Annotated in this window: 24 protein-coding genes; 19 read left to right on the top strand and 5 right to left on the bottom strand. The window is 69.9% G+C overall.

From position 1 onward, the window contains the following. Positions 1 to 63 precede the first annotated feature (63 nt). Positions 64 to 1,080, bottom strand: a complete 1,017-nt coding sequence (locus tag LK06_RS05005; protein ID WP_039648747.1) for a LacI family DNA-binding transcriptional regulator — start codon at positions 1,078 to 1,080, stop codon at positions 64 to 66. 118 nt (positions 1,081 to 1,198) lie between these two features. On the opposite strand from LK06_RS05005, the gene LK06_RS05000 reads away from it, so the two are divergent. The 16 genes from LK06_RS05000 to LK06_RS04925 all read left to right on the top strand — a co-directional run bounded on the left by LK06_RS05000 (position 1,199) and on the right by LK06_RS04925 (position 18,285). Then, positions 1,199 to 2,458, top strand: coding sequence for an MFS transporter (locus LK06_RS05000; protein WP_039648748.1), 1,260 nt, complete (start codon positions 1,199 to 1,201; stop codon positions 2,456 to 2,458). A 9-nt stretch (positions 2,459 to 2,467) separates the two neighbouring features. Then, positions 2,468 to 3,829: a Pup--protein ligase gene (gene pafA, locus LK06_RS04995; RefSeq protein ID WP_039648749.1), complete on the top strand. Its 1,362-nt coding sequence runs from the start codon at positions 2,468 to 2,470 to the stop codon at positions 3,827 to 3,829. A 146-nt stretch (positions 3,830 to 3,975) separates the two neighbouring features. Beyond that, positions 3,976 to 4,980: an FKBP-type peptidyl-prolyl cis-trans isomerase gene (locus LK06_RS04990; protein WP_039648750.1), complete on the top strand. Its 1,005-nt coding sequence runs from the start codon at positions 3,976 to 3,978 to the stop codon at positions 4,978 to 4,980. 85 nt (positions 4,981 to 5,065) lie between these two features. Further along, positions 5,066 to 5,446: an FKBP-type peptidyl-prolyl cis-trans isomerase gene (locus tag LK06_RS04985; protein ID WP_039648751.1), complete on the top strand. Its 381-nt coding sequence runs from the start codon at positions 5,066 to 5,068 to the stop codon at positions 5,444 to 5,446. Between the two features lie 161 nt (positions 5,447 to 5,607). Beyond that, positions 5,608 to 6,585 carry a helix-turn-helix transcriptional regulator gene (locus tag LK06_RS04980; protein ID WP_039648752.1) on the top strand — a complete coding sequence of 326 codons (978 nt, stop codon included), beginning with the start codon at positions 5,608 to 5,610 and terminating at the stop codon, positions 6,583 to 6,585. Positions 6,586 to 6,604: 19 nt separating this feature from the next. Then, positions 6,605 to 7,645, top strand: coding sequence for a helix-turn-helix transcriptional regulator (locus tag LK06_RS04975; RefSeq protein WP_039648753.1), 1,041 nt, complete (start codon positions 6,605 to 6,607; stop codon positions 7,643 to 7,645). 82 nt (positions 7,646 to 7,727) lie between these two features. Next, positions 7,728 to 7,988: a hypothetical protein gene (locus LK06_RS04970; RefSeq protein WP_039649105.1), complete on the top strand. Its 261-nt coding sequence runs from the start codon at positions 7,728 to 7,730 to the stop codon at positions 7,986 to 7,988. A 42-nt stretch (positions 7,989 to 8,030) separates the two neighbouring features. After that, positions 8,031 to 8,225 carry a hypothetical protein gene (locus tag LK06_RS04965; RefSeq protein WP_039648754.1) on the top strand — a complete coding sequence of 65 codons (195 nt, stop codon included), beginning with the start codon at positions 8,031 to 8,033 and terminating at the stop codon, positions 8,223 to 8,225. A gap of 235 nt (positions 8,226 to 8,460) precedes the next feature. After that, entirely contained in the window at positions 8,461 to 8,745 is a 285-nt protein-coding gene (gene tatA / locus LK06_RS04960; protein WP_039648755.1) for a Sec-independent protein translocase subunit TatA, read from the top strand. A gap of 47 nt (positions 8,746 to 8,792) precedes the next feature. Beyond that, complete coding sequence (gene tatC / locus LK06_RS04955; protein WP_174673807.1) at positions 8,793 to 9,737, top strand: twin-arginine translocase subunit TatC; 945 nt, start codon at positions 8,793 to 8,795, stop codon at positions 9,735 to 9,737. Between the two features lie 148 nt (positions 9,738 to 9,885). Then, the gene (locus LK06_RS04950; protein WP_039648757.1) at positions 9,886 to 12,738 is read left to right on the top strand and encodes a DEAD/DEAH box helicase; all 2,853 of its coding nucleotides are present in this window, start codon (positions 9,886 to 9,888) and stop codon (positions 12,736 to 12,738) included. Between the two features lie 933 nt (positions 12,739 to 13,671). Continuing rightward, on the top strand, positions 13,672 to 15,321 hold the full coding sequence (locus tag LK06_RS04945; protein ID WP_174673806.1) for an ATP-binding protein: 1,650 nt from the start codon (positions 13,672 to 13,674) through the stop codon (positions 15,319 to 15,321). Further along, complete coding sequence (locus tag LK06_RS04940; protein ID WP_039648759.1) at positions 15,318 to 15,725, top strand: roadblock/LC7 domain-containing protein; 408 nt, start codon at positions 15,318 to 15,320, stop codon at positions 15,723 to 15,725. The genes LK06_RS04945 and LK06_RS04940 overlap by 4 nt, the downstream gene beginning before the upstream one ends. After that, complete coding sequence (locus tag LK06_RS04935; RefSeq protein ID WP_039648760.1) at positions 15,722 to 16,147, top strand: DUF742 domain-containing protein; 426 nt, start codon at positions 15,722 to 15,724, stop codon at positions 16,145 to 16,147. The genes LK06_RS04940 and LK06_RS04935 overlap by 4 nt, the downstream gene beginning before the upstream one ends. Next, on the top strand, positions 16,128 to 16,748 hold the full coding sequence (locus LK06_RS04930) for a GTP-binding protein (RefSeq protein ID WP_039648761.1): 621 nt from the start codon (positions 16,128 to 16,130) through the stop codon (positions 16,746 to 16,748). Before LK06_RS04935 ends, LK06_RS04930 begins: the two co-directional genes overlap by 20 nt. Positions 16,749 to 16,794: 46 nt before the next feature. Further along, positions 16,795 to 18,285 (top strand): cytochrome P450, encoded by a 1,491-nt coding sequence (locus LK06_RS04925; protein WP_039648762.1) that lies wholly within the window; start codon positions 16,795 to 16,797, stop codon positions 18,283 to 18,285. 7 nt (positions 18,286 to 18,292) lie between these two features. Here the strand turns inward: LK06_RS04925 and LK06_RS04920 are convergent, their stop codons facing one another. After that, complete coding sequence (locus LK06_RS04920; protein WP_043407278.1) at positions 18,293 to 19,243, bottom strand: pseudouridine synthase; 951 nt, start codon at positions 19,241 to 19,243, stop codon at positions 18,293 to 18,295. A 246-nt stretch (positions 19,244 to 19,489) separates the two neighbouring features. Between LK06_RS04920 and LK06_RS04915 the strand changes: the two genes are divergently transcribed. Next, the gene (locus tag LK06_RS04915) at positions 19,490 to 20,428 is read left to right on the top strand and encodes a 5'-nucleotidase (RefSeq protein ID WP_039648764.1); all 939 of its coding nucleotides are present in this window, start codon (positions 19,490 to 19,492) and stop codon (positions 20,426 to 20,428) included. 50 nt (positions 20,429 to 20,478) lie between these two features. Here LK06_RS04915 and LK06_RS04910 read toward each other — a convergent pair whose 3' ends face one another. Further along, on the bottom strand, positions 20,479 to 21,324 hold the full coding sequence (locus LK06_RS04910; protein WP_039648765.1) for a siderophore-interacting protein: 846 nt from the start codon (positions 21,322 to 21,324) through the stop codon (positions 20,479 to 20,481). A 114-nt stretch (positions 21,325 to 21,438) separates the two neighbouring features. Beyond that, positions 21,439 to 22,359 carry a 5'-3' exonuclease gene (locus tag LK06_RS04905; RefSeq protein ID WP_043434390.1) on the bottom strand — a complete coding sequence of 307 codons (921 nt, stop codon included), beginning with the start codon at positions 22,357 to 22,359 and terminating at the stop codon, positions 21,439 to 21,441. A gap of 677 nt (positions 22,360 to 23,036) precedes the next feature. Between LK06_RS04905 and LK06_RS04900 the strand changes: the two genes are divergently transcribed. Further along, entirely contained in the window at positions 23,037 to 23,609 is a 573-nt protein-coding gene (locus LK06_RS04900) for a helix-turn-helix domain-containing protein (protein ID WP_039648766.1), read from the top strand. Continuing rightward, positions 23,609 to 24,337 (top strand): helical backbone metal receptor, encoded by a 729-nt coding sequence (locus tag LK06_RS04895; protein WP_043434386.1) that lies wholly within the window; start codon positions 23,609 to 23,611, stop codon positions 24,335 to 24,337. Before LK06_RS04900 ends, LK06_RS04895 begins: the two co-directional genes overlap by 1 nt. Here LK06_RS04895 and LK06_RS04890 read toward each other — a convergent pair. Next, on the bottom strand, positions 24,249 to 25,406 hold the full coding sequence (locus LK06_RS04890; RefSeq protein WP_039649110.1) for a TDT family transporter: 1,158 nt from the start codon (positions 25,404 to 25,406) through the stop codon (positions 24,249 to 24,251). The genes LK06_RS04895 and LK06_RS04890 overlap by 89 nt on opposite strands. Between the last annotated feature and the right edge of the window lie 70 nt (positions 25,407 to 25,476).

Below are 25,476 nucleotides of genomic sequence, written 5' to 3'. Positions count from 1 at the left end.
GCGATGTGCCCCGGCCGGCCGTGAGGACGCCCCCACGTTCCCAGGACCGGGGCGCACCCGCTTTCAGACGGCCCGCGGTGGCGCTGTGGAGCCCCGTACGACCAGTTGCACGGGGATGTCCCCGCCTTCAGGTTCCCTGCCCTCCAGGACGGCCAGCAGGGCCTGCATACCGCGTTCCCCGAACAGCTCCGCGTCCAGCCGTACGGTCGTCAGCTCGGGGTCGATGGCAGTGGCGAGGGCGAGGTCGTCCAGGCCGGTCACGGAGACGTCCTCAGGGACACGCAGGCCGAGGCGACGCAGCGCCTTGTAGGCGCCGGCGGCGAGTTTGTCATCGTCGCAGACGATGGCGGTGGGGCGCGGTCCCGGCGTGGTGAGCGCGGCCTCGGTGGCGGTGAGGGCCCCCACGATGGAGATCGGTGCCCGGGCCGTGCGGATCTCCGTGTTCGGCACGGCTGCCATGCGCGTCGCGAGTTCCCGTGCGCGGACCTCGAAGGTCCAGGAGGGCACGTCCGCGGCCAGGTGGAGCACGTGGCGGTGGCCGAGGTCCAGCAGGTGGCCGGCGACCTGGCGGACACCGTCGGCGATGTCGAGGTTCACGGTGGCGGCGCCGAGGCTGCCTTCGGGGTCGCTGTCGAGCATGACCAGGGGCAGCTGGTCGCCGCGGATCGCGGTGAGGGCGTCGGCGGCCATGGAGGAGGCGATGACGCCGTCTAGGGCGGCTTGCGCGGAGGCGAAGGGGTCGCGGGCCGGGCCGATACCCTCGGGCGAGGGGTAGAGGACGACGCCGAAGCCGTGCTCGGCGGCCACGCGTGCGGCGCCCGTGTAGACGCCGGCGAAGAACTCGGTGGTCAGGGCGGGGACCACGAGCAGCACCGTGCGGGTGCGGCCAAGGCGCAGGTTGCGGGCGGCCAGGTTGGGACGGTAGCCGAGGTCGCGGGCGGCTTCGCGGACCCGTTCGGCGGTGGCCTCCGAGACGCGGCCGCGCCATTTGTCGCCCATGACGAGCGAGACGGCGGCCTGGGAGACCCCGGCGGCCTGGGCGACGTCACGGCTGGTCGGGCGCGTACTGCTGCGTGCCACCGCGGGCCTGCTCCTTCGTCTGGACGTGCGAACAGCGCACATGGTACGTATGAGCAGAGGCGTTATACGTAACACTTCGGGTCGTTGAAGCGTCCCGGGCGAGCCTTTGGAGGCAGGCATGGCCACGGGATACCTGGAGATCCTGCGGACGCGGCATGCTGCGCGACTGCTCACCGGCACCCTCGTGGGGCGGCTGCCGAACGCCACCGCCGCGATCGCCCTGGTGCTGTTCGTGCGTGCCGAGGGCGGCACCTACAGCCTCGCGGGCGCCCTCGCAGCCGTGTACGGCGTCGCCAACGCCATCGGGCAGCCGGTGCTGGGCCGCCTAGTGGACCTGCACGGCCAACCGCGCGTCCAGTTGCCCGCCGCACTGCTCGCGGCCCTCTCGATGGCCGTCTTCGCCTGTTCGGGCACCGATCCGTTGCCTCTCGCCTACGCGGCCGTCGCGGCGGCCGGCCTGTTCGCCCCACCGCTGGAGGGCGGTCTGCGGGCCCTGTGGCCGTCCGTGCTGCGCCGCGAGGAGCAGGTGCACACGGCCTACGCCATGGACGCGGTCGCGCAGGAGGTCATGTACACGGTCGGGCCGCTGCTGGTGACCTTGTGCGTGTCGCTGTGGGACGAGCGTGCCGCGCTGCTCGTGTTGAACGTCCTGGGGGTGCTGGGCGCGTCCTCCGTAGCGGCCTCGCCGCCCTCGCGTGCGTGGCGGTCGGCGCCTCGTGAGGCGCACTGGCTGGGCGCCCTGCGGTCGGCGGGACTGTTGGCGCTGCTCGCGGCCTTCCTGTGCGTCGGTATCGCACTGGGTTCCATCACGGTCGCTTCGGTGTCCTACGCCGACGGTCACGGCGGCGACGCGGTCTACGGATGGCTCATGGCCGGGCTGGGGCTGGGAGCGCTGATCGGCGGCACCGCCTACGGCGCGCGCCGGTGGGTCGGTGCGCCCGAGCGTCGACTGCGGGTCCTGGTGGCCCTTCTGGCGGTGTGTTACCTGCCGCTGATGCTGATGCCGGGTACGGTCGCGATGGTGCTGCTCAGTGTGGTTTCCGGGGTGTTCCTGGCACCGTGCATCGCGTGCGCCTTCATCATCGTCGACCGCCACGCTCCGGGTGGGACCGTCACCGAGGCCTTCTCCTGGCTCGTGACGACGTTCACCGTGGGTGCCTCGGTGGGAACGGGCCTGGCGGGGCCGGTGGTCCAGGCCGGCGGCACGCTCTGGGGTTTCGCGCTGCCGGGTGTGGCGGGGGCCGTGTCGCTGCTGGTCCTGCTGGCCACCGGTCGGGTCCTCGCAGCTCCCGCGCGGGGCGGGGTGGTTGCGGCTTCCTCGGAAAATGATCCGAATCGTGCTGTCGAACCCCGTTTCAGAGCAGGGGATCGGGCGTAATGTTCAGTCATGGACCGCCGCATTTTCGGGCTGGAGAACGAGTACGGCGTCACATGCACGTTCAGGGGACAGCGGCGCCTGTCTCCTGACGAGGTGGCCAGGTACCTCTTCCGCCGTGTCGTGTCATGGGGCCGCAGCAGCAATGTCTTTCTGCGAAACGGCGCCCGGCTCTATCTCGACGTGGGCTCACATCCGGAATACGCGACACCCGAATGTGACAACGTGATCGAACTGGTCACCCACGACAAGGCCGGCGAGCGCATTCTCGAAGGACTCCTGGTGGACGCGGAACGACGCCTGCACGAGGAGGGAATCGCGGGCGACGTCTACCTGTTCAAGAACAACACCGACTCGGCGGGCAACTCCTACGGTTGTCACGAGAACTACCTGGTGGCCCGGCACGGGGAGTTCTCCCGGCTCGCGGACATCCTCATCCCCTTCCTGGTGACGAGGCAGTTGCTGTGCGGCGCGGGCAAGGTGTTGCAGACACCGCGCGGTGCGGTGTACTGCGTCAGTCAGCGCGCGGAGCACATCTGGGAGGGCGTCTCCTCGGCGACGACCCGGTCGAGGCCCATCATCAACACCCGGGACGAACCGCACGCGGACGCCGAGCGCTACCGCCGGCTGCATGTGATCGTCGGCGACTCCAACATGTCCGAGACGACGATGCTGCTGAAGGTCGGCGCCACGGATCTGGTGCTGCGCATGATCGAGGCGGGCACCGTGATGCGCGACCTCACCCTGGAGAACCCGATCCGGGCGATCCGCGAAGTGAGCCACGACACCACCGGACGGCGCAAGGTGCGTCTGGCCAGCGGCCGGGAGGCCTCGGCGCTGGAGGTGCAGCGCGAGTACTTCGACAAGGCCGTGGACTTCTGCGACCGACGGGGTATCCGCACGGGTACGGTCGCCCAGGTCCTGGAGCTGTGGGGCCGTACGCTCGACGCGATCGAGACCGAGGAACTGGACCGGATCGCCACCGAGATCGACTGGGTGATGAAGTACAAGCTCATCGAGCGGTACCGGGCCAAGCACAACATGACGATGTCGCATCCGCGGGTCGCGCAGATAGACCTCGCCTACCACGACATCCACCGCCGTCGTGGCCTGTACTACCTGCTGGAGAAGAAGGGGCAAGCCGCCCGTGTCTGCAATGATTTGAAGATCTTCGAGGGTAAGTCGGTGCCGCCGCAGACCACTCGGGCCCGGTTGCGCGGCGACTTCATCCGGCGGGCGCAGGAACAGCGCAGGGACTTCACGGTCGACTGGGTGCATCTGAAGCTCAACGATCAGGCGCAGCGCACCGTGTTGTGCAAGGACCCGTTCCGTTCGGTGGACGACCGGGTGGAGAAGCTGATCGCCGGAATGTAGCGGAGAGCGTGGGCGAGCGGACCTCCGGACACCAGTCACGGGGGAACGCCACACGGGCGTCGTACGTTTTCCGTACGGCGCCCTTCTCACACCGTAGAGTTTGCGCGCACGCCATCCACAAGACCGACCGATTACGAGGCCTTTCCGTGCGCCGACGCTCGCTTCTCCTTGCCGCCCTGCCCGCAGGACTGGTCACGCTCGCCGGGTGCGGGGACGGCAAGTCCGACTCCAGTAAGGCCGGTGCCTCACCGTCGTCCTCGCAGTCCAGCACGCCTCCGCCGAAGATCGTGGACGGGCCGCTGCCGGCGATCACGGCGGGCGTGAAGTTCGGCGAGAAGCCGACCGTCGCCAAGGGGACGGGGGAGCCGTCGAAGAACCTCGCGGTGAAGACAGTGATCGCGGGCAGCGGCCGCACGGTCGCCGAGAACGAGTTCATCCAGGCGAACTACCTGGGTCAGATCTGGGACACGGGCAAGGTCTTCGACAACTCCTACGACCGCAAGAGCCCGCTGGTCATGCAGCTCGCCCAGGGCAGCATCATCGACGGCTGGCGGTACGCCCTCGCGGGCAAGAAGACCGGTAGTCGGGTCGAGATCGCGGTGCCGCCCGCCCTGGGATACGGCGAGTCGGGCCAGCCACAGGCGGGCATCAAGGGCACGGACACCCTGGTGTTCGTCATCGACCTGATCGACGTGTTCAGTTCCAAGAGCTCAGCCCAGGGCAAAGCGGTCACGCAGAGCGACGCCGGGCTGCCGAAGGTCGCCACCAACACCGACGGCAAGGTACCCGAGGTCACCGTTCCCAAGGCCGATCCGCCGAAGAAGCTCGTGTCCGTGTACGTCCTGGAGGGCGACGGCCCGGAGGTGAAGGCCGACCAGACGGTGCTGTGCCAGTTCCAGGGCCTGGTCTGGGACGGAGGCAAGACCTTCCAGCAGACGTACGGCTCGGGCCGGCTCAGCCAGTTCTCGATCGGGCAGATGCAGCAGACGGTCAAGGGCCTGGCACAGGGGCTGACCGGCAAGAAGGTGGGCAGCCGGGTGTTGATCGTCGTACCGCCGGACCTGGCCTACGGTGACAATCCGCCGAGCGGTGGTGTGATCAAGAAGGGGTCTACCCTGGTGTTCACGGTGGACATCCTGGCGGCGATGTAGCACGCGGGACGCCCGTGGCGGGCGGGAGCGCCTCGGGGATGAAAGACTGTCCGCGTTCCGTGTCGTACACAAGCAGGAGCTTTTGGTGAACATCGACAAGCCCGAGATCGACTTCCCGGGCGGCGAGCCCCCGAAGGACCTGGAGATCAAGGACGTCTGGGAGGGCGAGGGCGAGGTCGCCGCTGCGGGTGACTTCGTCAAGGTCCACTACGTGGGCGTCGCGTTCTCCACCGGTGAGGAGTTCGACGCATCCTGGAACCGCGGCAAGCCGCTGGACTTCCAGCTCGGTGTCGGCCAGGTCATCCAGGGCTGGGACAAGGGCGTGCAGGGCATGAAGGTCGGTGGTCGCCGCCAGCTGACCATTCCCGCCCACCTGGCCTACGGGGACCGTGGCGCGGGCCATGTGATCGCCCCGGGTGAGACGCTGATCTTCGTCTGCGACCTGGTGGGCGTGGCCAAGCGCTGACCGGATCTGGTCAACAGAGGGCCCGTGCCGTGTGTGCGGGCCCTCTTTCCATGTCTCTCGCCCTGTGGGAAGGGACCGCAACTTTGTTCCGGCTTTTGCCCCGACACCGCGGAGCGGTACGGTCATCGGTCGGAAGCACCAGAGGAAGGCGAAGGGCGTCGATGGCCATTGCCAAGGCCGAGCGGCTGATGAACCTCGCGTTGTGTCTGCTGGGGACGCGGCGGCCACTGAGCAAACGGGAACTGCGCGATTCCATCGAGGCGTACGTCGAGGCCTCCAGGGTGGGGAAGGACGCGGCCGGCAGCGACGACTCCTTCAACCGCATGTTTGAGCGGGACAAGGACGACCTGCGCGAGCTGGGCATGGTCATCGAGACCGTGGAGAACCTCGACGGTGAGGTCGGCTATCTCGCCCGCCGCGACAGCAACCGCTTGCCCCCCATCACCCTGGACGCCGAGGAGGCCGCCGCTCTGGGGCTGGCCGCCAAGGTCTGGCAACAGGTCCGCCTCGCCGGCGCCGCCAGCGGGGCCCTGCAGAAGCTGCGTGCCGCGGGCCTGCCGGAGGGCGTCGACCCGTACGAGGCGCATGGCGCCCTGGAGCCGCGTATCCCGGTGCACGAGGCCGCCTTCGAGCCGCTGATGCTGGCCTGCCGTGACCGCCGCCCGGTTGTCTTCGACTACCGCAAGGCCTCGGCCGCCCGCCCCGAGAGCCGGCATGTGGAGCCGTGGGCGCTGGAGTGTTGGCGCGGCCACTGGTACCTGGCCGGTTTCGACCGGGACCGAGGCGCCGAGCGTGTCTTCCGCCTCTCCCGGATCACCGGCCGTGTTCGCTCCCGTGGTACGGGCTTCACCGCGCCGGTGCCGGACGTCGTCACGGTGCGCGAGACCGTTGCGAGCTGGGCGGGGGAGATCGCCAACCGCTCGGCGTTGATCCGGCTGCGCTCGGGCGCCGGATACCCCCTACGGGCGAAAGCCGTCAAGGTCCAGGAACTCGGCAACGGATGGGACGAGTTGGAGATTCCATACGGGCACGGCCTGGACGCCTGGCTGGTGGAGTTCGGGCCAGACGTGGTGGTGCTGGAGCCTGCCGAACTGCGGGCCGACGTGGTGGACCGGCTACGCGCCGTGGCCAAGGGCTGAGGGGGAGCGGAACAGAACCATGGCAGGTAAATCGGCCAGGCCCGTGAACGCCATTGACCAGACGAGGCGGATGCTCTCCCTGGTGACCTATCTCAGGGAGCGCCCCGGCGCCCGGATCGCGGACGTCGCGCGTGCCTTCGGCATCACCGAGGACGAACTCGTCGCCGATCTTGATCTGCTGCCCATGTGCGGTACCAGTTTCCGCGGTGGCGACCTCCTGGACATCGACACCGACGGTGAGCGTATCTGGTGGCACAACCCGGCGGCGCTCGGCGAGGAGGCGGCCGAACCGCTCCGGCTCGCCGCCGACGAGGCCACCGCCCTGCTGGTGGCCGCCCGCGCGGTGTCGACCCTGCCGGGTCTGCGGGAGGGTGACCGCCAGGCTCTGCTGCGAGCCACCGCCAAGGTGGAGACCGCGGCAGGCGAGGCAGCGGGCGCCAGTTCCCGCCTGTCGGTGACCTTCGAGTCCGAGGGCGGGGTCTTCGCCGACGTCGACCGGGCCATCTCCGAGCGCCGCCGGCTGTGGATCCGCTACTACTCCCCGGCCCGGGACGAGGTCACCGAGCGGGAGATCGACCCGATTCGCCTGGTCAGCGTCGGGCACACCTATGTGGAGGCGTGGTGCCGCCGTTCCGAGGCGCGCCGCACCTTCCGGCTCGACCGGGTCGCGGAGATCAGGGTCCTCGACGAGCATTCCGCGCCACCGGAGGTCGAGCTGCGTGATCTGTCCGAGGGGCTGGTGCAGCCGGCCGCCGAAGACCCGGAGGTGGTGGTCGAAGTCGGTCCGGGCGGGCGCTGGGTCGCCGAGTACTACCCGCACGACAACGCCGATGAGCTTCCCGACGGCGGACTGCGTATCACCTTGCGTACACCTGATCCGGCTTCCCTGCGCCGGCTGGCGCTCCGGCTCGGCAGCGACGGCCGGATCGTCTCCCCGCCGGAGCTGGCCGAGAGTGCCCGCCGAGCGGCTCGCGAGGCACTGGCGGCCTACGAAGGACCGCCAGGCGTGGCGGGGGCGGCCGGGCACGGGCAGGACGACGGGCACGACCGGCGGATCTGATCCGCGGCGCCCCGAAGGCGAACGATCAGAGGAATGAGGAGCGAGGGCTTTGTGCGAGTCTCCGGTGACCGGTGCCGGCGAGATGACGGTGGCGACCGCCTTCGCCGGGATGAGGAGAGTGGTCCCCGTGGTGTTCAAGGCCGGATGCCCGGACTGCCGGGGCCGCTTCGAGCTCGCGGCCAGCGCGTTACGTCTCGCCATCGGCGCCACCAGCCGGACCACGTTCTACTCCTTCACCTGCCCGGAGTGCGGCGCTGTGGTCCGCAAGCCGGCCGGCGAGCGCATCGTGGAACTGCTCACCGTCGGTGGGGTCAGGACCCTGCGGCTGCACTCCACGGTGTAGGCGGCTGCGTTCCACGACTCGGGACGGTCTAGGCTCGACGCCATGTTCTGGCCGATGTTCGCGGTAGCCGTTGGTTTCCTGGGTCTCGCCGTTCTGGGGGTGCTCGCCGTCCGGGTCTTCCTAGAGGCGCGGCGTCTCGGACAGCAGGTCACGGAATCCGCGCGCCGCATCAGCAGGGCAGCCGAGGACCTGGAGCGGGCGGCCGTGCGTGCGTCCCAGGCCGTGGACACTCTGTGATCGTGTGATGTTGTGCGTTTTGGGTCACTTCGCCCTGTCACCATGCCCATCCGGCCAGGTACGCTGCTGGTCGCGGCCCGGAGAACGAGGCGCGGTCCGCAGAGCGGGAGTACGCACGGGGATTGTTAGCCGTTCACCCCGGGGCGTTACGATCGCTGCCAGCACAATGGTCAGACGCTTGTCCGACTGGTCGAGCATGTCCCGCCGCCCCGCCTCAGTGAGAAGGTGAAGACTTATGTTCCGCAACGCACTTGAGCCGTGGCACCTGGTGCTCCTGGTTCTGGTGATCGTGCTCGTGTTCGGCTCCAAGAAGCTTCCGGACATGGCGCGTTCGCTCGGTAAGTCCGCGCGCATCCTCAAGAGCGAGGCCAAGGCGATGAAGGACGACGGCAAGCAGTCCACCACCTCCTCCCAGCCCACCGAGGAGCAGGCTCAGGCTCAGCGCACGATCCAGGCCGCGCCCGGCGACGTGACCAGCTCCCGTCCGGTCAACGAGCCGTCCGACACGACCCAGCGCTGACGCGAGGACCGGGGCATCCGGTCCGCTGCACGAGATGAGGATGTGGGTTGCCCAAGTCTGCCCGCAAGGAGGCGAGGGATCCCGAGGGGCGGATGCCGCTCGCGGATCACTTGCGTGAGCTGCGCAACCGGCTCGCAAAAGGTGTCCTGGCGATCATCGTGGTCACGGTGGTGGCGGCCTTCTTCTACAAGGACATCATCAACTTCATCACCAAGCCGCTGCTGGAATCCGTCGGCTGCGCGCAGTCCTTCGGGCAGTTGGCGAAGACCAAAGAAGACGTCCACTGTGCGCACATCACGGTCACCGGCCTGCTGACGCCCTTCACGCTGGCGCTGAAGGCCTCGCTGACCGCCGGTGTGGTGGTGGCGGCGCCGATCTGGCTCTACCAGCTGTGGGCGTTCGTCGCGCCCGGCCTGCACCGCCACGAGAAGAAGTACGCCTACGCGTTCGTCACGCTCGGTTTCCCGCTCTTCCTCGTGGGCGGATACCTCGCCTACAACGTGCTGCCCGCCACGGCGAAGGTGATGATCAACTTCACGCCCCAGGGCGCGGAGAACCTGCTGGAGCTGGACAAGCTGCTCGACCTGGTCACGCGCATGGTGGTGGTCTTCGGCCTCTCCTTCGAGATGCCGCTGCTGCTCGTCATGCTCAACCTCACCGGCATCCTCTCCGGCCGCCGCATGCTCGGCTGGTGGCGCGGCATGGTCGTCGGCATCGCCGCCTTCTCGGCCGTGGCCACACCTGGTGCCGACCCGATGTCCATGCTCGCGCTGGCGGCGCCGATCTGGGCGCTGTTCTTCATCGCCGTGACCTTCTCACTGCTCAACGACCGCCGTCGGGCCCGCCGCGAGGACCGGGCGCTTGGGGACGACGAGGCATCCGAGCTGGACCTCACCCCCGAGGACATCGATGAGGTGGAGGCCGTGACCGCGGGCGCCGCGCCCGAGCTCCCCGCCACCGACCGGGTCAACGGCTACGACGACGTGACATGACCTGACGGGACCCGGTCATCACCGAGTGACTGTGCGATGCCCCGGCCCCGGGCGAGGTCCCGGGGCGGGGGCGTTCGCGTTCGCGTGTCCGCGTCGGTTGGCGCCTCCGGTCGTCTCCTGTCCTGTCGATCAGCACACGTTCCGGATAATGATCGTCCTGTTGTCGGTGGGGCCCGGTACGCTCGAAAGCACGATGACAGAGGACCTCTCACCGGCCGAGCGTTATGCAGCGGCCCGCAGGCGGGCAGCCGAGCAGGCGACCGCGCTCGCGTCCTTCCGCGAGATGTATGACTTCGGCCTCGACCCGTTCCAGATCGAGGCTTGCCAGGCGCTGGAGGCGGGGAAGGGCGTGTTGGTGGCCGCCCCCACCGGCTCGGGCAAGACCATCGTGGGCGAGTTCGCCGTCCACCTCGCCCTGCAGCAGGGCAGGAAGTGCTTCTACACCACTCCCATCAAAGCGCTGTCCAACCAGAAGTACGCCGATCTGTGCCGTCGATACGGCACCGAAAAGGTCGGCCTGCTCACGGGTGACAACAGTGTGAACTCCGGCGCCCCGGTGATCGTGATGACCACCGAAGTGCTGCGGAACATGCTCTACGCCGGCTCGCGGACCCTGCTCGGCCTCGGCTACGTGGTGATGGACGAGGTGCACTACCTCTCGGACCGTTTTCGCGGTGCCGTCTGGGAGGAAGTCATCATCCACCTGCCCGAGTCGGTGACCCTGGTCTCGCTCTCCGCGACCGTGTCCAACGCCGAGGAGTTCGGTGACTGGCTGGACACCGTCCGCGGCGACACCGAGGTGATCGTCGCCGAGCACCGGCCCGTTCCGCTGTTCCAGCACGTGCTGGCCGGGCGCCGGATGTACGACCTGTTCGAGGAGGGCGAGGGCCACAAGAAGGCGGTCAATCCCGATCTGGTCCGCCTGGCCCGCATGGAAGCCACCCGGCCGTCGTACCAGGACCGCAGGCGCGGCCGGTCGATGCGTGAGGCCGACCGGGAGCGGGAGCGCAGACAGCGTTCACGCGTGTGGACGCCGGGCAGGCCCGAGGTCATCGAGCGCCTGGATGCCGAGGGACTGCTGCCCGCCATCACCTTCATCTTCAGCCGTGCCGGCTGTGAGGCAGCCGTCCAGCAGTGCCTGTACGCGGGCCTGAGACTCAACGATGAGGAGGCGCGGCACCGGGTCCGTGCCCTGGTCGAGGAACGCACCGCCTCCATCCCGCCCGAGGACCTGCACGTCCTCGGCTACTACGAGTGGCTGGAGGGGCTGGAACGCGGCATCGCCGCCCACCACGCGGGCATGCTGCCGACCTTCAAGGAGGTCGTCGAGGAACTGTTCGTGCGCGGCCTGGTGAAGGCCGTGTTCGCCACCGAGACCCTCGCGCTCGGCATCAACATGCCTGCTCGCTCTGTGGTGCTGGAGAAACTCGTCAAGTGGAACGGCGAGCAGCACGCCGACATCACGCCCGGCGAGTACACCCAGCTCACCGGTCGGGCCGGGCGCCGTGGCATCGACATCGAGGGCCACGCCGTCGTGTTGTGGCAGCGCGGCATGAGCCCCGAGCACCTCGCCGGCCTCGCGGGCACGCGCACGTATCCGCTGCGCTCCAGCTTCAAGCCGTCGTACAACATGGCGGTCAACCTGGTGGAGCAGTTCGGACGGCACCGCTCGCGCGAACTGCTGGAGACGTCCTTCGCGCAGTTCCAGGCCGACAGGTCGGTCGTCGGGATCTCACGCCAGGTGCAGCGCAACGAAGAGGGGCTGTCCGGCTACAAGGCATCCATGACCTGCCATCTCGGCGACTTCGAGGAGTACGCACGGTTGCGCCGCGAGCTGAAGGATCGGGAGACGGAGCTGGCCCGTCAGGGAGCTGCGCAGCGCCGTGCCGAGGCTGCCGTCGCCCTGGAGCGGCTGAGGCCTGGTGACGTCATCCACGTGCCCACCGGCAAGTACGCCGGTCTGGCCCTGGTGCTCGACCCCGGCCTGCCCGCCGGCCGGTCCAACGGTCATCGCGGGTTCGATCACCACGACGGTCCGCGCCCGCTGGTGCTGACCGCGGAACGGCAGGTGAAGCGGCTGGCAGCGATGGACTTCCCGGTGCCGGTGGAGCCGCTGGACCGGATGCGGATCCCGAAGTCCTTCAACCCGCGCTCGCCGCAGTCCCGTAGGGACCTCGCCTCTGCGCTGCGTACCAAGGCCGGGCACATTCCGCCGGAGCGGGCCCGCAAGAAGCGGTCGCAGGCCGCCGACGACCGCGAGATCGCGCGGCTGCGGACCGCGATCCGCGCGCATCCGTGCCACGGCTGCAATGACCGTGAAGACCACGCCCGTTGGGCCGAGCGCTACCACCGGCTGCTGCGCGACACCTCGCAGCTGGAGCGGCGGATCGAGGGCCGTACGAACACCATCGCGCGCACCTTCGACCGGATCGTCGCGCTGTTGACCGAGCTGGACTACCTGCGCAGTGACGAGGTCACCGAGCACGGTAGGCGGCTCGCCCGGCTGTACGGCGAACTCGACCTGCTGGCCAGTGAATGCCTACGCGAGGGCGTCTGGGAGGGACTCGGTCCGGCTGAACTCGCCGCTTGCGTCTCCGCCTTGGTGTATGAGGCCCGGGTCGGCGATGACGCGCTGGCGCCCAAACTGCCCTCCGGTAGGGCGAAGGCCGCGCTGGGCGAGATGGTCCGGATCTGGGGTCGGCTGGACGCTCTGGAGGAGGAGTTCAGGATCAGCCAGACCGAAGGCGTGGGGCAGCGCGAACCCGATCTCGGGTTCGCCTGGGCCGCGTACATGTGGGCTTCCGGGAAGGGGCTGGACGAAGTGCTGCGCGAGGTGGAGATGCCCGCGGGTGACTTCGTGCGGTGGTGCAAACAGGTGATCGACGTACTCGGCCAGATCTCGGCGGCGGCCCCCGCGGAGGGCTCGACCGTGGCCAAGGCAGCGCGCAAGGCCGTGGACCAGTTGCTGCGGGGTGTGGTGGCCTACTCGTCCGTGGGGTGACCGGCCGCCACCGGCGGCTGCTAGGAGCTCGGTGCCGCCGGCGGCCGGGCGGACTTCCGCGGAGGGTCGCCGGGGTGCGGTCGCCGAAACCGGCCGGGCAAGCACCACCGGCGGAAGTCTCGCGTACGGGGGCATGCGCGTCCACCGGACGGTGGACGTCCGGTGTCAGCACAGTCACGTTCCGTACCCCCTGAAAGTGATGCCGCCCCCGCGTACGGGCGGGGTGTCGGTGGGCCCCCGGGCCCCCGCGCACCGGCCGTGTCCGTAAGCGGACGGCCGGTGCCGCACCGGGGCTCCCTCGCGGCCCTCCCGGGTCAGCGCCTTGCCGTCCCCACCCCCCGGGCCGAGAGGCGGCTCCGGGGACGCTGTGCCGTGCCGGCGTGGAGCCGTTGTGCCGTGGCCGAACGACCCCGGCGAGCGGTGTCCTGACCGGGCCGGGTGCCCGGCAGGGTCGGTTCGCCGTGCTCCGGGCCGCACGTACCCACCCCAGCCGTTTGTCGGCAGTCGGACACTGTCACCGGCAAGGGAACGTCCCGTTCGGGTGCCCGGTCCGGGTGGCGGCTGACGTGGCGCGGGGCGACACCGGCGTCCGGTCCACCTGATCGCTCCGGTCCGGCTCGGTCCCGTTCAGAGGGCCATCGTCACCCCTCACGGTGAGTGGTGTTCGCACGCCCGCCCGCCGTCACCCAGCGTGTGCGAAGAGAAGCCGAGCGTGTAAATGAGGCTGAGCGTACTCCCGTTGTGTGGGCGTTTTCAGGTGCTTGCCGAATATGACACGGCGTTGATCCGGTCGGACTAAGCTCGCCCGCGGCGCACCGAGTTGCGGTGTATTCGTGCGCTTGTTCCCAAACATTCCCCGACGCCCCACAGTTCCGTGAACCTTCCCCCTGCAAGCTCCCCCGACACCCAGCCGATTCGTCTCAGAAGGCATCCATGGTGAGTGTTCAGAAGCCTCCCGGTGGCCGTGAACGTCCCTATGCGCGCGTGCTGTTGCCGCCCGCCATATTGATGGCCGCCGCGACCGGGGCCGCCGTCGTCCTTGCACCGGCGGTGGCCCGGATCGCCGTCGGCGCGGTCGGGGCCCTGGCCGTGCTGCTGGTCCTCGCCACCGGCGCCGAAGCCGTTCGCCGCGGACGCAGGCTCCGCGAGGCGCAGGCCGAACACGCCCGTCACACGGCGTATCTGGAGCACCGCCTCGCTGCCCATGACGAGCTGATCACCCGCTTCGCCACCGATGTCCTGCCCACCGGCCTGTACCGGCTGCGTGCCGGAGAGGTGCTCCGGGACGTGCTGCGCAACGTCTACGACATGGATCCCGAGCTGCGCTCGCTGCCCGAGGCGTACCGCGAGTTGCTGCGCGTCGCGCTGCGCGGGGCCGATCACGAAATCTCGATGCGCGACGCCACCGAGCGCTCCTTCGTCAGCATCGCCCGCCGCGTCCAGGCCATCGTCCACCAGCAGGCCCGGGAACTCCGGGAGATGGAGGAGGACCACGGTCGCAACCCGGAGGTCTTCGACGACCTGCTGCGGCTCGACCACGGCACCTCGCTGATCGGCCGCCTCGCCGACTCCATCGCGGTCCTCGGCGGCGGCCGGCCCGGTCGCCAGTGGCCGCTGCCGGTATCCCTCTACAGCGTGCTGCGCGGCGCCATGTCCCGCATCCTGGAGTACCGCCGCATCGACCTGAACTCCATCGTCAACATCAACATCAAGGGAACCGCGGTCGAGCCGGTCATCCACGCCGCCGCCGAACTCCTCGACAACGCCACCCGCTACTCGCCGCCCTCGACCAAGGTGCACGTCACCGCTGCTGAGGTACAGACCGGGATCGTCATCGAAATCGAGGACGCTGGCGTCAGCCTCAACGAGGAGTCCCGCGCCCGCATCGAGCGGATGATCGAGGACGCCAAGGCGGGTGACGACGCCCAGAACCTCGGTGAGAACCCGCGTCTCGGCCTCGCTGTCGTCGGCCGGCTCTGCAAGCAGTTCGACATGGAGGTCTCGCTGCGCGCCTCAGCCTACGGCGGCGTTCGTGCGATCCTCATCGTGCCGCGCGTGATGACCACCACCGAGCCGGGTGTGGGTGCCGCGCACGGCATCGGAGCCACCGGCGTACCCAAGCCCGAACTCGGTGCCGTCGAGGGTCCCAAGCGCCCGCCCAAGAAGCGTCGCCCGACCAGCCCCCGCATCCCCGCCGGGATCTCCATGGAGGAGGACGTCCCCGAGGTCACCGAGTGGACCGCGGGTGGACTTCCACAGCGCCGCAGCCGGGTGAAGACCCCGCTCAGCCAGCGGTACGCCGAACAAGCCGCCATCGAACGCGCCGAGCGCGAGGGCACACCGACCATCTGGTCCCAGCCCGAGCCCGAGCCCGAGAGCGACCCCGAGCTGCAGAAACTGCGGGACCGACCGCCAGGCCTGTGGGTTGACGCCTTCTTCGAGGGTCTGAAGAAGGGCATGCCCGAGGACGTCTCCCCGACCGACTTCACCCAGAACCCGCACAAGTACCTGTACCTGCTCAACGATTCGGACACTGTCATCGAGGCCGCCACCGAGGCCGACGACGAGGGGGACCTCACGTGATCCAGCAGCGAGGCAACTTCGACTGGATGCTCAAGCAGCTGAACGACGGCGTACCCGGTATCCAGATGATCGTGGTCCTCTCCGCCGACGGACTGCGCATCGCCCGCTACGGCGGCGACCCCGACGCCGCCGACCGGGTGGCCGCTGCCTGCGCGGGCGTGCAGAGCCTGGCCGGTGCCATCATCCAGGAGATCCCCGGCGCCGGTGAGATGAAGCTCGTCGTCATCGAGATCGACGGCGGCTACTTCTACCTGATGTCGGCGGGGGGCGCCAACGCCTACCTCGCCGTCCTCGCCGACGTGACCTGTGAACCGGGCCGGATGAGCGGCATGATGCGCGACCTCGTCGTCCGGATCGGCGCCCACCTCACCAGTCCGCCCCGGCGGAACGGGCAGACCGTATGACACCTCCACAACGCAAACGGCACCGGCCGCAGCCCCCTCCGCCGCCGAACCCGCCCGGGACCGCGGACGGCCAGGCCGAGCCCAAGAACCCCGAGCCCAAGAATCCCGAACGGCTTTACACCATTGCCGGATCCGACGACGGCGCGCGCGCCGAACTCGACCTGGTGACGTTGATCGTGGCGCGCTCCGCGCCACCGCCGGCCGCCACACCGGAGCACGCCGCAGTGCTCCGGCTCTGTGCCGCCCCCCTGTCCGTGGCCGAGCTCTCGGCCTATCTGCAACTGCCGTTCAGCGCGATGACCGTGATGATCACCGAGCTGATCACGGCCGAACTGGTGCAGGCGCGCGCCCCGATCGTCCGCCAGGCGCTCCCCGACCGTTCACTCCTCGAAGCGGTGATGCATGGACTTCAAAAGCTCTGACACCATCCCCGGCCCGCGTACCGAGGACCATCTGCCGCACACGGCCCAGGCCGCGGTGAAGATCGTGATCGTGGGCGGTTTCGGTGTCGGCAAGACCACCATGGTTGGTTCCGTCAGCGAGATCAGGCCGCTGACCACCGAGGAGACCATGACCCAGGCCGGGATCGGCGTGGACGACAACTACGGTTCCGACTCCAAGGTGGCCACTACCGTGGCCATGGACTTCGGCCGCATCAGCATCACCGAGAAGCTGGTGCTCTACCTCTTCGGAACCCCCGGCCAGGAGCGCTTCTGGTTCCTGTGGAACGGCCTCTTCGAAGGTGCGCTCGGCGCCGTGGTCCTGGTCGACACTCGGCGCCTGGAAGTGAGCTTCGACGTCATGGGTCGGCTGGAGGAACGCGGCGTGCCCTTCGTCGTCGCCGTCAACTCCTTCCCCGACGCGCCGCGTTACCCGATCGAGGAACTACGCGGAGCACTGGACCTCGGCCCGGACATCCCGATCGTCGAGTGCGACGTGCGGCGTCGCGCCTCCAGCAAGGACGTGCTGATGACCTTGATGCGCTTCCTGCATTCCCTCGCCCTGTCCGGCGCCCTCGTCTGACCCGCAGCCGACCGACCTCCACACCATCCGTTCCGGAGCGATCACCGTGACGCCTGAACCCCATTCCCTCACCGGCACAGACATCACCCCCGGCCCGCCGCCCGGTTGCCCGGCACACGGCCTCGGCCCCGGGGGGCTGCACCGGCTCTACGGTCCCGACTCGGAGGATCTGGGCGACCTCTACGAGCGTCTGCGGGAGCAACACGGAGCTGTGGCCCCCGTGCTCCTCCACGACGACGTACCGATGTGGGTGGTCCTCGGGCACGCCGAGAACCTGCAACTGGTCCGCACCCCCTCGCAGTACACCCGTGACAGCCGCATCTGGACCCCGCTCCAGGAGGGCATGGTCAAGCCCGACCACCCGCTCATGCCGCACATCGCTTGGCAGCCCATCTGCTCCCACGCCGAGGGCGACGAGCACCAGCGGTTGCGCGCCGCGGTCACGGCGGCCATGGCCACCATTGACCACCGCAGTGTCCGGCGCCACATTGGCCGCTACACCCAGGGCCTGGTCAACGACTTCTGCGGACGGGGCCGGGCCGACCTGGTCTCCCAGTTCGCCGAGCACCTGCCGATGGCCGTGATGTGCGAGATCCTCGGCATGTCCGAGGAGTACAACGACCGGATGGTGCACGCCGCCCGTGACGCCCTCAAGGGCACCGAGACCGCCATCCAGAGCCACACCTACGTGATGGACGCGCTGAGCCGGCTCACTACCCGGCGCCGCGCGCGGCCCGAGGACGACTTCACCAGTCACCTCATCACCCACCCGGCAGGACTCAGCGACGACGAGGTCCGTGAACACCTGCGCCTCGTCCTCTTCGCGGCCTACGAGGCCACCGCGAACCTCCTCGCCAACGCCCTGCGCATGGTCCTCACCGAACCGGGCTTCCGCGCCCAGCTCAACGGCGGCCAGATGACCGTGCCGGAGGCGATCGAGCAGTCCCTGTGGGACGAGCCGCCGTTCAGCACCGTCTTCGGCTACTACGCCAAGCAGGACGCGGAGCTGGGCGGCCAGCGCATCCGCAAGGGCGATGGGCTGCTGTTCGCCCCTGCCCCGGGCAACCTCGACCCGCGCATCCGCCCGGACCTGTCCGCCAGCATGCAGGGAAACCGCTCCCACCTTGCTTTCGGCGGCGGCCCGCACGAATGTCCCGGTCAGGACATCGGCCGCGCCATCGCCGACGTCGGTGTCGACGCCCTGCTGACCCGGCTGCCGGACATCCAGCTCGACTGCGCCGAGGAGGAGCTGCGCTGGCGGGCGTCGATCGCCTCCCGGCACCTGGTGGCCCTGCCCGTGCGCTTCGAGCCCAAGCCCCAACAGGACGTCGACCTGCCGCCGCGGCCCATGCCTCTTCCACCGCAGCGTTCCAACTGGCAGGTCGGCAGCCTGAGTAGCGACCCGGCGCCGGCCACCCAGCAGCGGCCGGCGGCTCCCCGTCCCGGCGCCGTGCCCGAACCCGCAGGTACGGCACCGGGACCGGCCAGGCCCAGGGGCGTCCTGCGACGCCTGCTGCGCTGGTGGCGTGGCGAATGACCTCAGGCTAGCCTTCCGCAGCCCAGGCGGCGTAGGACGCCCAGGCTTGGAGCACGCGCCCGCTGGTGAACGCGTGCTCCACTCCGGTCACCGGATCCGTGAACTCCATTCTTCGCGCAAGCAGTTGGAGCGGACGTCGGAAGTCGCCGGGTGGCACCGGGCCGGTCACGTCCGGGTACAGCGGATCACCGAGGAGGGGTACGCCGAGCGAGTTCAGATGCACCCGCAACTGATGGGTCTGTCCGGTTGTCGGGACGAGCCGGTACCGGGCCAGCCCGTTTCGGCGGTCGGCAACGTCCACGCGGGTCTCGGCGTTCGGCTCGCCCGCCACCTCCCGGGCGGCCGGTACACCGTGCTCCTTCACGATCCTGCTGCGCACGGTCCGGGGCAGCACCAGCGACGGGTCATACGGTGCGACGGCCTCGTACTCCTTGCGTACCCGCCGGTCCCTGAAGAGCGTCTGGTACGCGCCGCGTTCCTCGGGGCGCACGGTGAACAGCACCAGCCCCGCAGTCAGCCGGTCCAGCCGGTGTGCCGCGGTCAGCGTCGGGATGCCCTGCTCGCGCCTCAGCCGGGCCAGAGCGGTTTCGGCTATGTGCGTGCCGCGCGGGGTCGTGGCCAGGAAGTGAGGTTTGTCGGCCACGACGATGTGCGCGTCCTGGTACACCACCTCCACCGGGAACGGCACCGGTACCTCGGCGGGCAACGCTCGGTGGAACCACACGAACATTCCCGGCCGGTAGGGTGCGTCCGGTGCCACCGCCCGCCCGTCGGCCCCCACGACCAACCCTGCGTCGAGCATCCCCTCGACGACCCCGGGCCCGGCCCCGGTCAGCCTCTCCACCAGGTGCTCCCGCACCGTGGCCCACGTCCCGTCCGCAGGCAGCCGCACCCGCACGGGATCCACACCGTCGCGCTGGGGGAGCGGGGCAGGAGGGGGCGGGGTGCGGCGTCTCACCGCACCAAGGGTACGGGGCCGCCGTGCCGGGTACCCGAGCCCCGCAGCGGCAACGCCTGGGCCACCGGCGGTACCGTCGGCGGCCCGAGCCGAAGGCACCGGACGGGCTGTGCCCGGCCACCGCGACCCCGAGGCGCGTCGGGCCGGTTCCGGAAGAAGCCGGGCACCTGCCTGATGACGGCTTCTCCCCGGTGGGCAGGATGTGGGGGACACAAGACCATTGCCGCCACACCAAGGTGCCGCCGAATGCCCTCTTTCGAGCTTGCCGACCGACTCGTCATCGGCATCGCTTCTAGCGCTCTGTTCGATCTGGCGGAGTCGGACGCGGTCTTCCGGGAGCGGGGCGAAGAGGCCTACCGGGCCTATCAGGAAGAGCACCTCGACGACACGCTGCGGCCGGGAGTCGCCTTCGGCTTCGTCCGTCGACTGTTGTCGCTGAACGACCTCTGTGCCCCTCAGGACCCTCTCGTCGAGGTCATCATCCTCTCCCGCAACGATCCCGACACCGGCCTGCGGGTCATGCGGTCGATCCAGGCGCACGGCCTGCCGATCAGCCGGGCCGTCTTCAGACAGGGGCGGTCGCCGTACCCGTACATGACGGCGCTGAACATGTCCCTCTTCCTGTCGGCGGACGGACCCGATGTGCGCGAGGCCGTCTCCGCCGGCCTGCCCGCCGGCCATGTGCTCGGTTCACCGTACGCGGACGATCTCACTGACCGGGACCTGCGGATCGCCTTCGACTTCGACGGCGTGCTCGCCAGTGACGCCGCCGAGCAGGTCTACCAGTCCGGCGGTCTGGAGGAGTTCCGCGCCCACGAGGCCCTCAACGCGGGTATTCCGCACGACCCCGGACCGTTGCGCGACTTCCTCGCCGGCGTGAACCGGATACAGCGCCGTGAGGAGGAGCGGCGCAGGAACGATCCCGGCTATGCGATCCGCGTGCACGTCTCCATCGTGACGGCCCGCAACGCGCCGGCGCACGAGCGTGCCGTGCGCAGCCTCAAGGAGTGGGGCGTGACGGTCAACGACGCCTTCTTCCTCGGAGGCATAGACAAGGGCGCGATCATGGAGGTGCTCAGACCGCACATCTTCTTCGATGACCAGGTGACCCACCTGGCGAGTACCTCCCGGACCACACCCAGCGTGCACATTCCCTTCGGTAAGATCAACGAAACGGCCTGCTGAGGCGGGTGCGGGTCAGCGACGGCATCCGTGGGCGTGCCGCCCTACGGCGCTCACGCGGCCGTAGCGTCACCCTCCTGCTCGGCCTCGACACGGGAGTTCCACTCGCGTTTCGTGGCCTGCCAGCCGTCCTCGTCGTGGCCGAGGCGCCAGTAACCGGAAATCGACAGGTCTTCGCGCGGGAGCTGCCGCTCGATGCGCAGCAGCCGCCGCAGCTCCTTCACGAAGCCCGCCTCGCCGTGTACGAACGCGTGCGGTCTGCCCCCCGGGAAGTCCAGTGCCTGCACCGCCTCCAGCAGGGCCTTTCCGACCGGACGGTCCCCGCGGTGCAGCCAGACGACTGCCACATCGGAGTCGATCTTCTGTTCCTCATCGGGGCCCTGCACCTCGACGAAGGCGTGCACGCGGGCGCCGGTCGGCAGGTTCTCCAGGGCACGGGCGATCGCGGGCAGGGCGCTCTCGTCACCGGCGAGCAGGTGCCAGTCGGCGTCCGGGGCGGGTGCGTAGGCGCCGCCGGGGCCCATGAAGCGGACCGTCTCGCCGGGCCGCACGCGGGTGGCCCACGGTCCGGCCAGGCCCTCGTCGCCGTGGACGACGAAGTCCAGGGTGAGCTCACGGTGCTCTCCGTCCCACGCGCGCACGGTGTACGTCCGGGTCACCGGCCACTGCTCGCGAGGGAACTCCGCGCGGATCCGCTCCAGGTCGAATGGCTCCGGGTAGGTCACCCCCGCAGGTGCGAACAGCAGCTTCACATAGTGGTCCGTGCAGGTGTCAGCGGCGAATCCGGACAGGCCCTCGCCGCCGAGCACCACACGCTGCATGTGGGGGGTCAGCCGCTCGGTGCGCACCACCTGCGCGGTATGGAGCTTGCGCGGCTTTCGTCTCGGACGCTCTGCCATTACGGCCTCCTACAAGGAAATTAGGGTTACCTAACTTAGCACCTCGTGCCGCGTCGGCATCTCTTTTTCCCGGGGGCGACGGCGGGACCCGCTACCGGAACCTGTCGACCGTGATCATTCTGCGAGCGTGGTCAGCAGCCGCTGCAGGGAGCCGCCGAGCCCCCACCGTTTCGCCAGGCCCTCCAGCGCCACCGGGTCGCGCGGGGTGCGCGGCAGGGAGGGGTCGACGTCCGGCAGAAGGACGTCGTCGGCCACCCGCACCACCTTCGGTGCGACCGCGAGGTACGGCCGAGCCTCGGTGAGTCGCTTGCGCTGCGACGGCGTGAGTGCGGCCCGCGGGTCGTCCAGGGCCGCCACGACGCCGGCGAGGTCACCGAACTCAGCGAGCAGTTTGGCGGCCGTCTTCTCGCCGATGCCGACCACGCCCGGCAGACCGTCGCTCGGGTCGCCACGCAGCAGTGCGAGGTCCGCGTACCCCCGCCCGCCGACCCCGTACTTCTCGCGCAGCACCGCCTCGTCGGTCAGCTGGAGCGTGCCGACCCCCTTGAGCGGATAGAGCACGCGGACCCCGCGTCCGTCATCCACCAGTTGGTACAGGTCGCGGTCGCCGGTGACGATGTCCACCGGGCCGTCCGCGCGCGCCGTGAACGTGCCGATCACGTCGTCCGCCTCGTACCCGGCCACCCCTGCGCGCGCGATCCCGATCGCGTCCAGTACGTCCTCGATGACCGGTACCTGCGGGGCGAGCGTGTCCGGTACCTCTTCCTCGTCCGGTGCGCCGGAGTGCTCCTCGGCGACCCGGTGCGCCTTGTAGGTCGGGATGAGGTCCACCCGCCACTGCGGTCGCCAGTCGGCGTCCATACACGCCACCAACTGCTCCGGTCGGTGGTCCCTGACCAGCCTTTCGATGAAGTCCAGAAGGCCGCGCACGGCGTTCACCGGCGTGCCGTCGGGTGCCCTCACGGAATCCGGGACGCCGAAGTAGGCGCGGAAATACAGCGAGGCGGTGTCGAGGAGCATGAGTCGTCCGGTCACGCTCGCATCATGCCGCACACCACCGACAGCGAAGAGGACCGATTCGCCGCCGTCCTCCAGCCGATCCTCCCGGACGTGGACCGTGCCGCGCCGGCCGGGGCCCCGGCCGGCGCATGCGTGCATCCACATCGGGCGGCGTGGTGCGCAGCCCTGCGGAGGTGCGCGCAACTGCAGGGAGTCGGGTGGATCTGGTGCCCGCGAGCGGCCCGGCCGGCGGCCGGGCCGCTGTGCCGACCACGACAAGGATCCGGCCAACCACAGAGAGCTATGCTGCACCCTTCGGGTGTGGGCCCCGTGAGCGCGGCGGGGAACACCGGCGGGCGGAAACGCCTTGAATACCATGTCGTGGTGATCCGTTGAACGGCGGCGGCCACGCCGTCCGTCGTCGCGCCGGGACACGCTCCCGGTCCGGGCCCCGCCTCGCGCGGGCAGCTGTGCATACGGTGGGAGCGGTCGCCCCGATGCGTGCGGGCAGCTCGTGGACTGGCGTGAACCGTGAGGGTCGCGGCCCAGGCCGGGACATGGATGGCACGGGCGCATGAAACGGTTTGCCGAACATGCGTAGGGTGCAGAGGAGCCGTCGGAAGGTGCACAGAGGCCATCGCGAGCAACCTGCCCCATAGCGGGCACCCGGACAGCGGTACGACGTACGACGAGCGAGGGAGGGAGCCGGAGCCATGGGCGACCACAAAGAGCACCAGCCCGTGCGGGTGGGCGCGGCCGTGCGGCGCCGCCGCCGCGCCCTGGAACTGACCCTCGCGGTCGTGGCCGAGCGCAGCGGCCTCTCGGTGCCCTTCCTCAGTCAGGTCGAGAACGACCGGGCCCGGCCCAGCCGCAGTTCCCTGGAGAAGCTGGCAGACGCCCTGCGCACCACGGCCGTCGAACTCCTCGCCGCGGCCGATCCGGCCGCCAGTGTGGACGTCGTGCGCGCCGAGCCGTTTACCGAGGGCGACTTCGACTCGCGGACCCGCTCTCTCGTGCGCGGTCACCACCAGCTGCACGCCTCCGAGTTCATCGGCGACCATGACGCCGGCCGCGAGTTCCAGCACCGCAACGACGAGTTGATGTACGTCGCGGACGGCGCCGTGGAGATCGAGGCCGAGGGGCGCGCCTACCGCCTGGGCCGAGGTGACACCCTGTACCTGACCGGCGGGGTCCGGCACCGCTGGCGGGCTACCGTCCCGGACACCCGGGTCATCGTGGTGGCGGTCGCCGAACACATCGAGGCGGTACAGGACCGGTCCCGCTGATGCGGAGGGTCGTCTCCCTCGTCCCGTCGCTGACGGAGGCGGTGGCCGGCACGCTGCCCGGGACCCTGGCCGGTGCCACCGACTGGTGCAGTCATCCGCTGGACCTGGACGTCACCAGGATCGGCGGCACCAAGAACCCGGACGTGGAGCGGATCGTCGCCCTGGCTCCCGACCTGGTCCTCGCCAACGAGGAGGAGAACCGCGCCCCCGACCTCCAAGCCCTGCGCACGGCGGGACTGGAGGTGCTGGTCACCGAGGTGCGCACCGTGCCCCAGGCCTTCACGGAGCTGGACCGGGTACTGGCCGCGTGCGGCTCGCCGGGGCGTCCGCGCTGGCTGGACCAGGCGGAGGAGGCCTGGGCGGCGCTGCCCGAGCGGCGTCTGGGGCAGCGCGTGGCGGCGGTGGTGCCGGTCTGGCGCCGCCCCTGGATGGTTCTCGGCCGGAGCACGTTCGCCGGCGATGTCCTGGCCCGCCTCGGGGTGGACCACCTCTACGCCGTCCACCCAGAGCGTTACCCCCGTGTCCCGCTGCACGAGCTGTGCGCGGCGCGCCCGGATCTGGTGGTCCTCCCCGATGAGCCCTACCGCTTCACCGCGGACGATGGCCCGGAGGCCTTTCCGGGCCTGTCCTGCGCCCTCGTCAGCGGGCGGCACCTGACCTGGTACGGCCCTTCCCTGACGCAAGCGCCGCGGGTACTGACCGGGGCCCTGCGAGCAGCTCTCCGCTGACCAGGCCGCGCACGGTACCGGTGGCGGCTGCGCCCCAGGCCGCGACCAGCAGGGCGTACAGTCCGACGGTCAGCCCGTCGTACACCGCGAGAGAGGTGTGCCGGGCGAGGGCCGCAGCACCGGTCACGCAGGTGCCGACCGGGAAGGTGAACGCCCACCAGGTCATCGCGAAGCCCATGCCCCGCCGTCGGGCCCGTGCCACGTGTGCTGTCGCGAGCCCCAGCCACAGCAGCGCGAACCCCATGACGGGCACTCCGTACAGCACCGCGAAGACCACGAGGCCGCGGTCGTACGGGGCGGCCACGACTCCGGGAGCGGCGTCCGCGACCAGGCCGACCGCGGTGGTGGATTGCCCGAGCGGGCCCAGGACCAGGAACAAGGTCGGCGTGAGGACGAGCGGCAGCGGGCCGGAGGTGATCAACCGGGCGAAGACCAGCGGCAGCATCAGCAGGGTGGCGAACAGGCTCAGCCCGAACAGCGCGAGGCAGGCCATCAGCAGGGTCTCCCGCGGCTGTCCCGGGGGCAGATGCGGTACGAGCAGCGGACCGAGGGCGGCCGACACCATGGGCGCCACCAGTGGCAGCAGCCAGACGGGGGAGGTCTGGGACGGTTCGGCGCGATGCCGTACGGCCATGAGGTAAGGGACGGCAACGGCTGCGGCGATCCCGATGCAGGTACCGGCGGTGAACAGCACGGCGTCGAGGGCGACGGCCACATCATCGCCGATCAGGGGCCGACCGGCCGTCATGGCACCGCCGCCCACCGCCAGCAGGGCCATGGACAGGCAGCCGTAGAAGGAGGCCATGGCCGGGTCGAGGAGATGGGCGCGGGCCTGGTCGCGATGGTGCGTCCAGTGCACGGCACGGGCCGTCAGCAGGGCCACCAGCATCAGCAGGGACAGCGCCCAGAACCCCGCGAAGACGCCCCGCAGCCCGGCCACGGGTCCGGGCAGCGCGGCGCCGGCCGAACCGACGACGGCGGTGCCCATGACGGAGGCGTACCAGTTGGGGCCGAGATCACGGAACCGGGCGGCGCGGGCGAGCGGTAGGGGCTGGACTGAGGTGACCATGGCACCCACCGTCCCGCGTCCCCGCGGCCCCGACCAGGGAGCTCTGATCTATCAGGGCATAAGCTGGTCT

The organism is Streptomyces pluripotens (assembly GCF_000802245.2).
Taxonomy (GTDB): Bacteria; Actinomycetota; Actinomycetes; order Streptomycetales; family Streptomycetaceae; genus Streptomyces; species Streptomyces pluripotens.
Note: the sequence above shows the minus strand (reverse complement) of the source record. Positions and strands in the feature narration are given on the sequence as shown.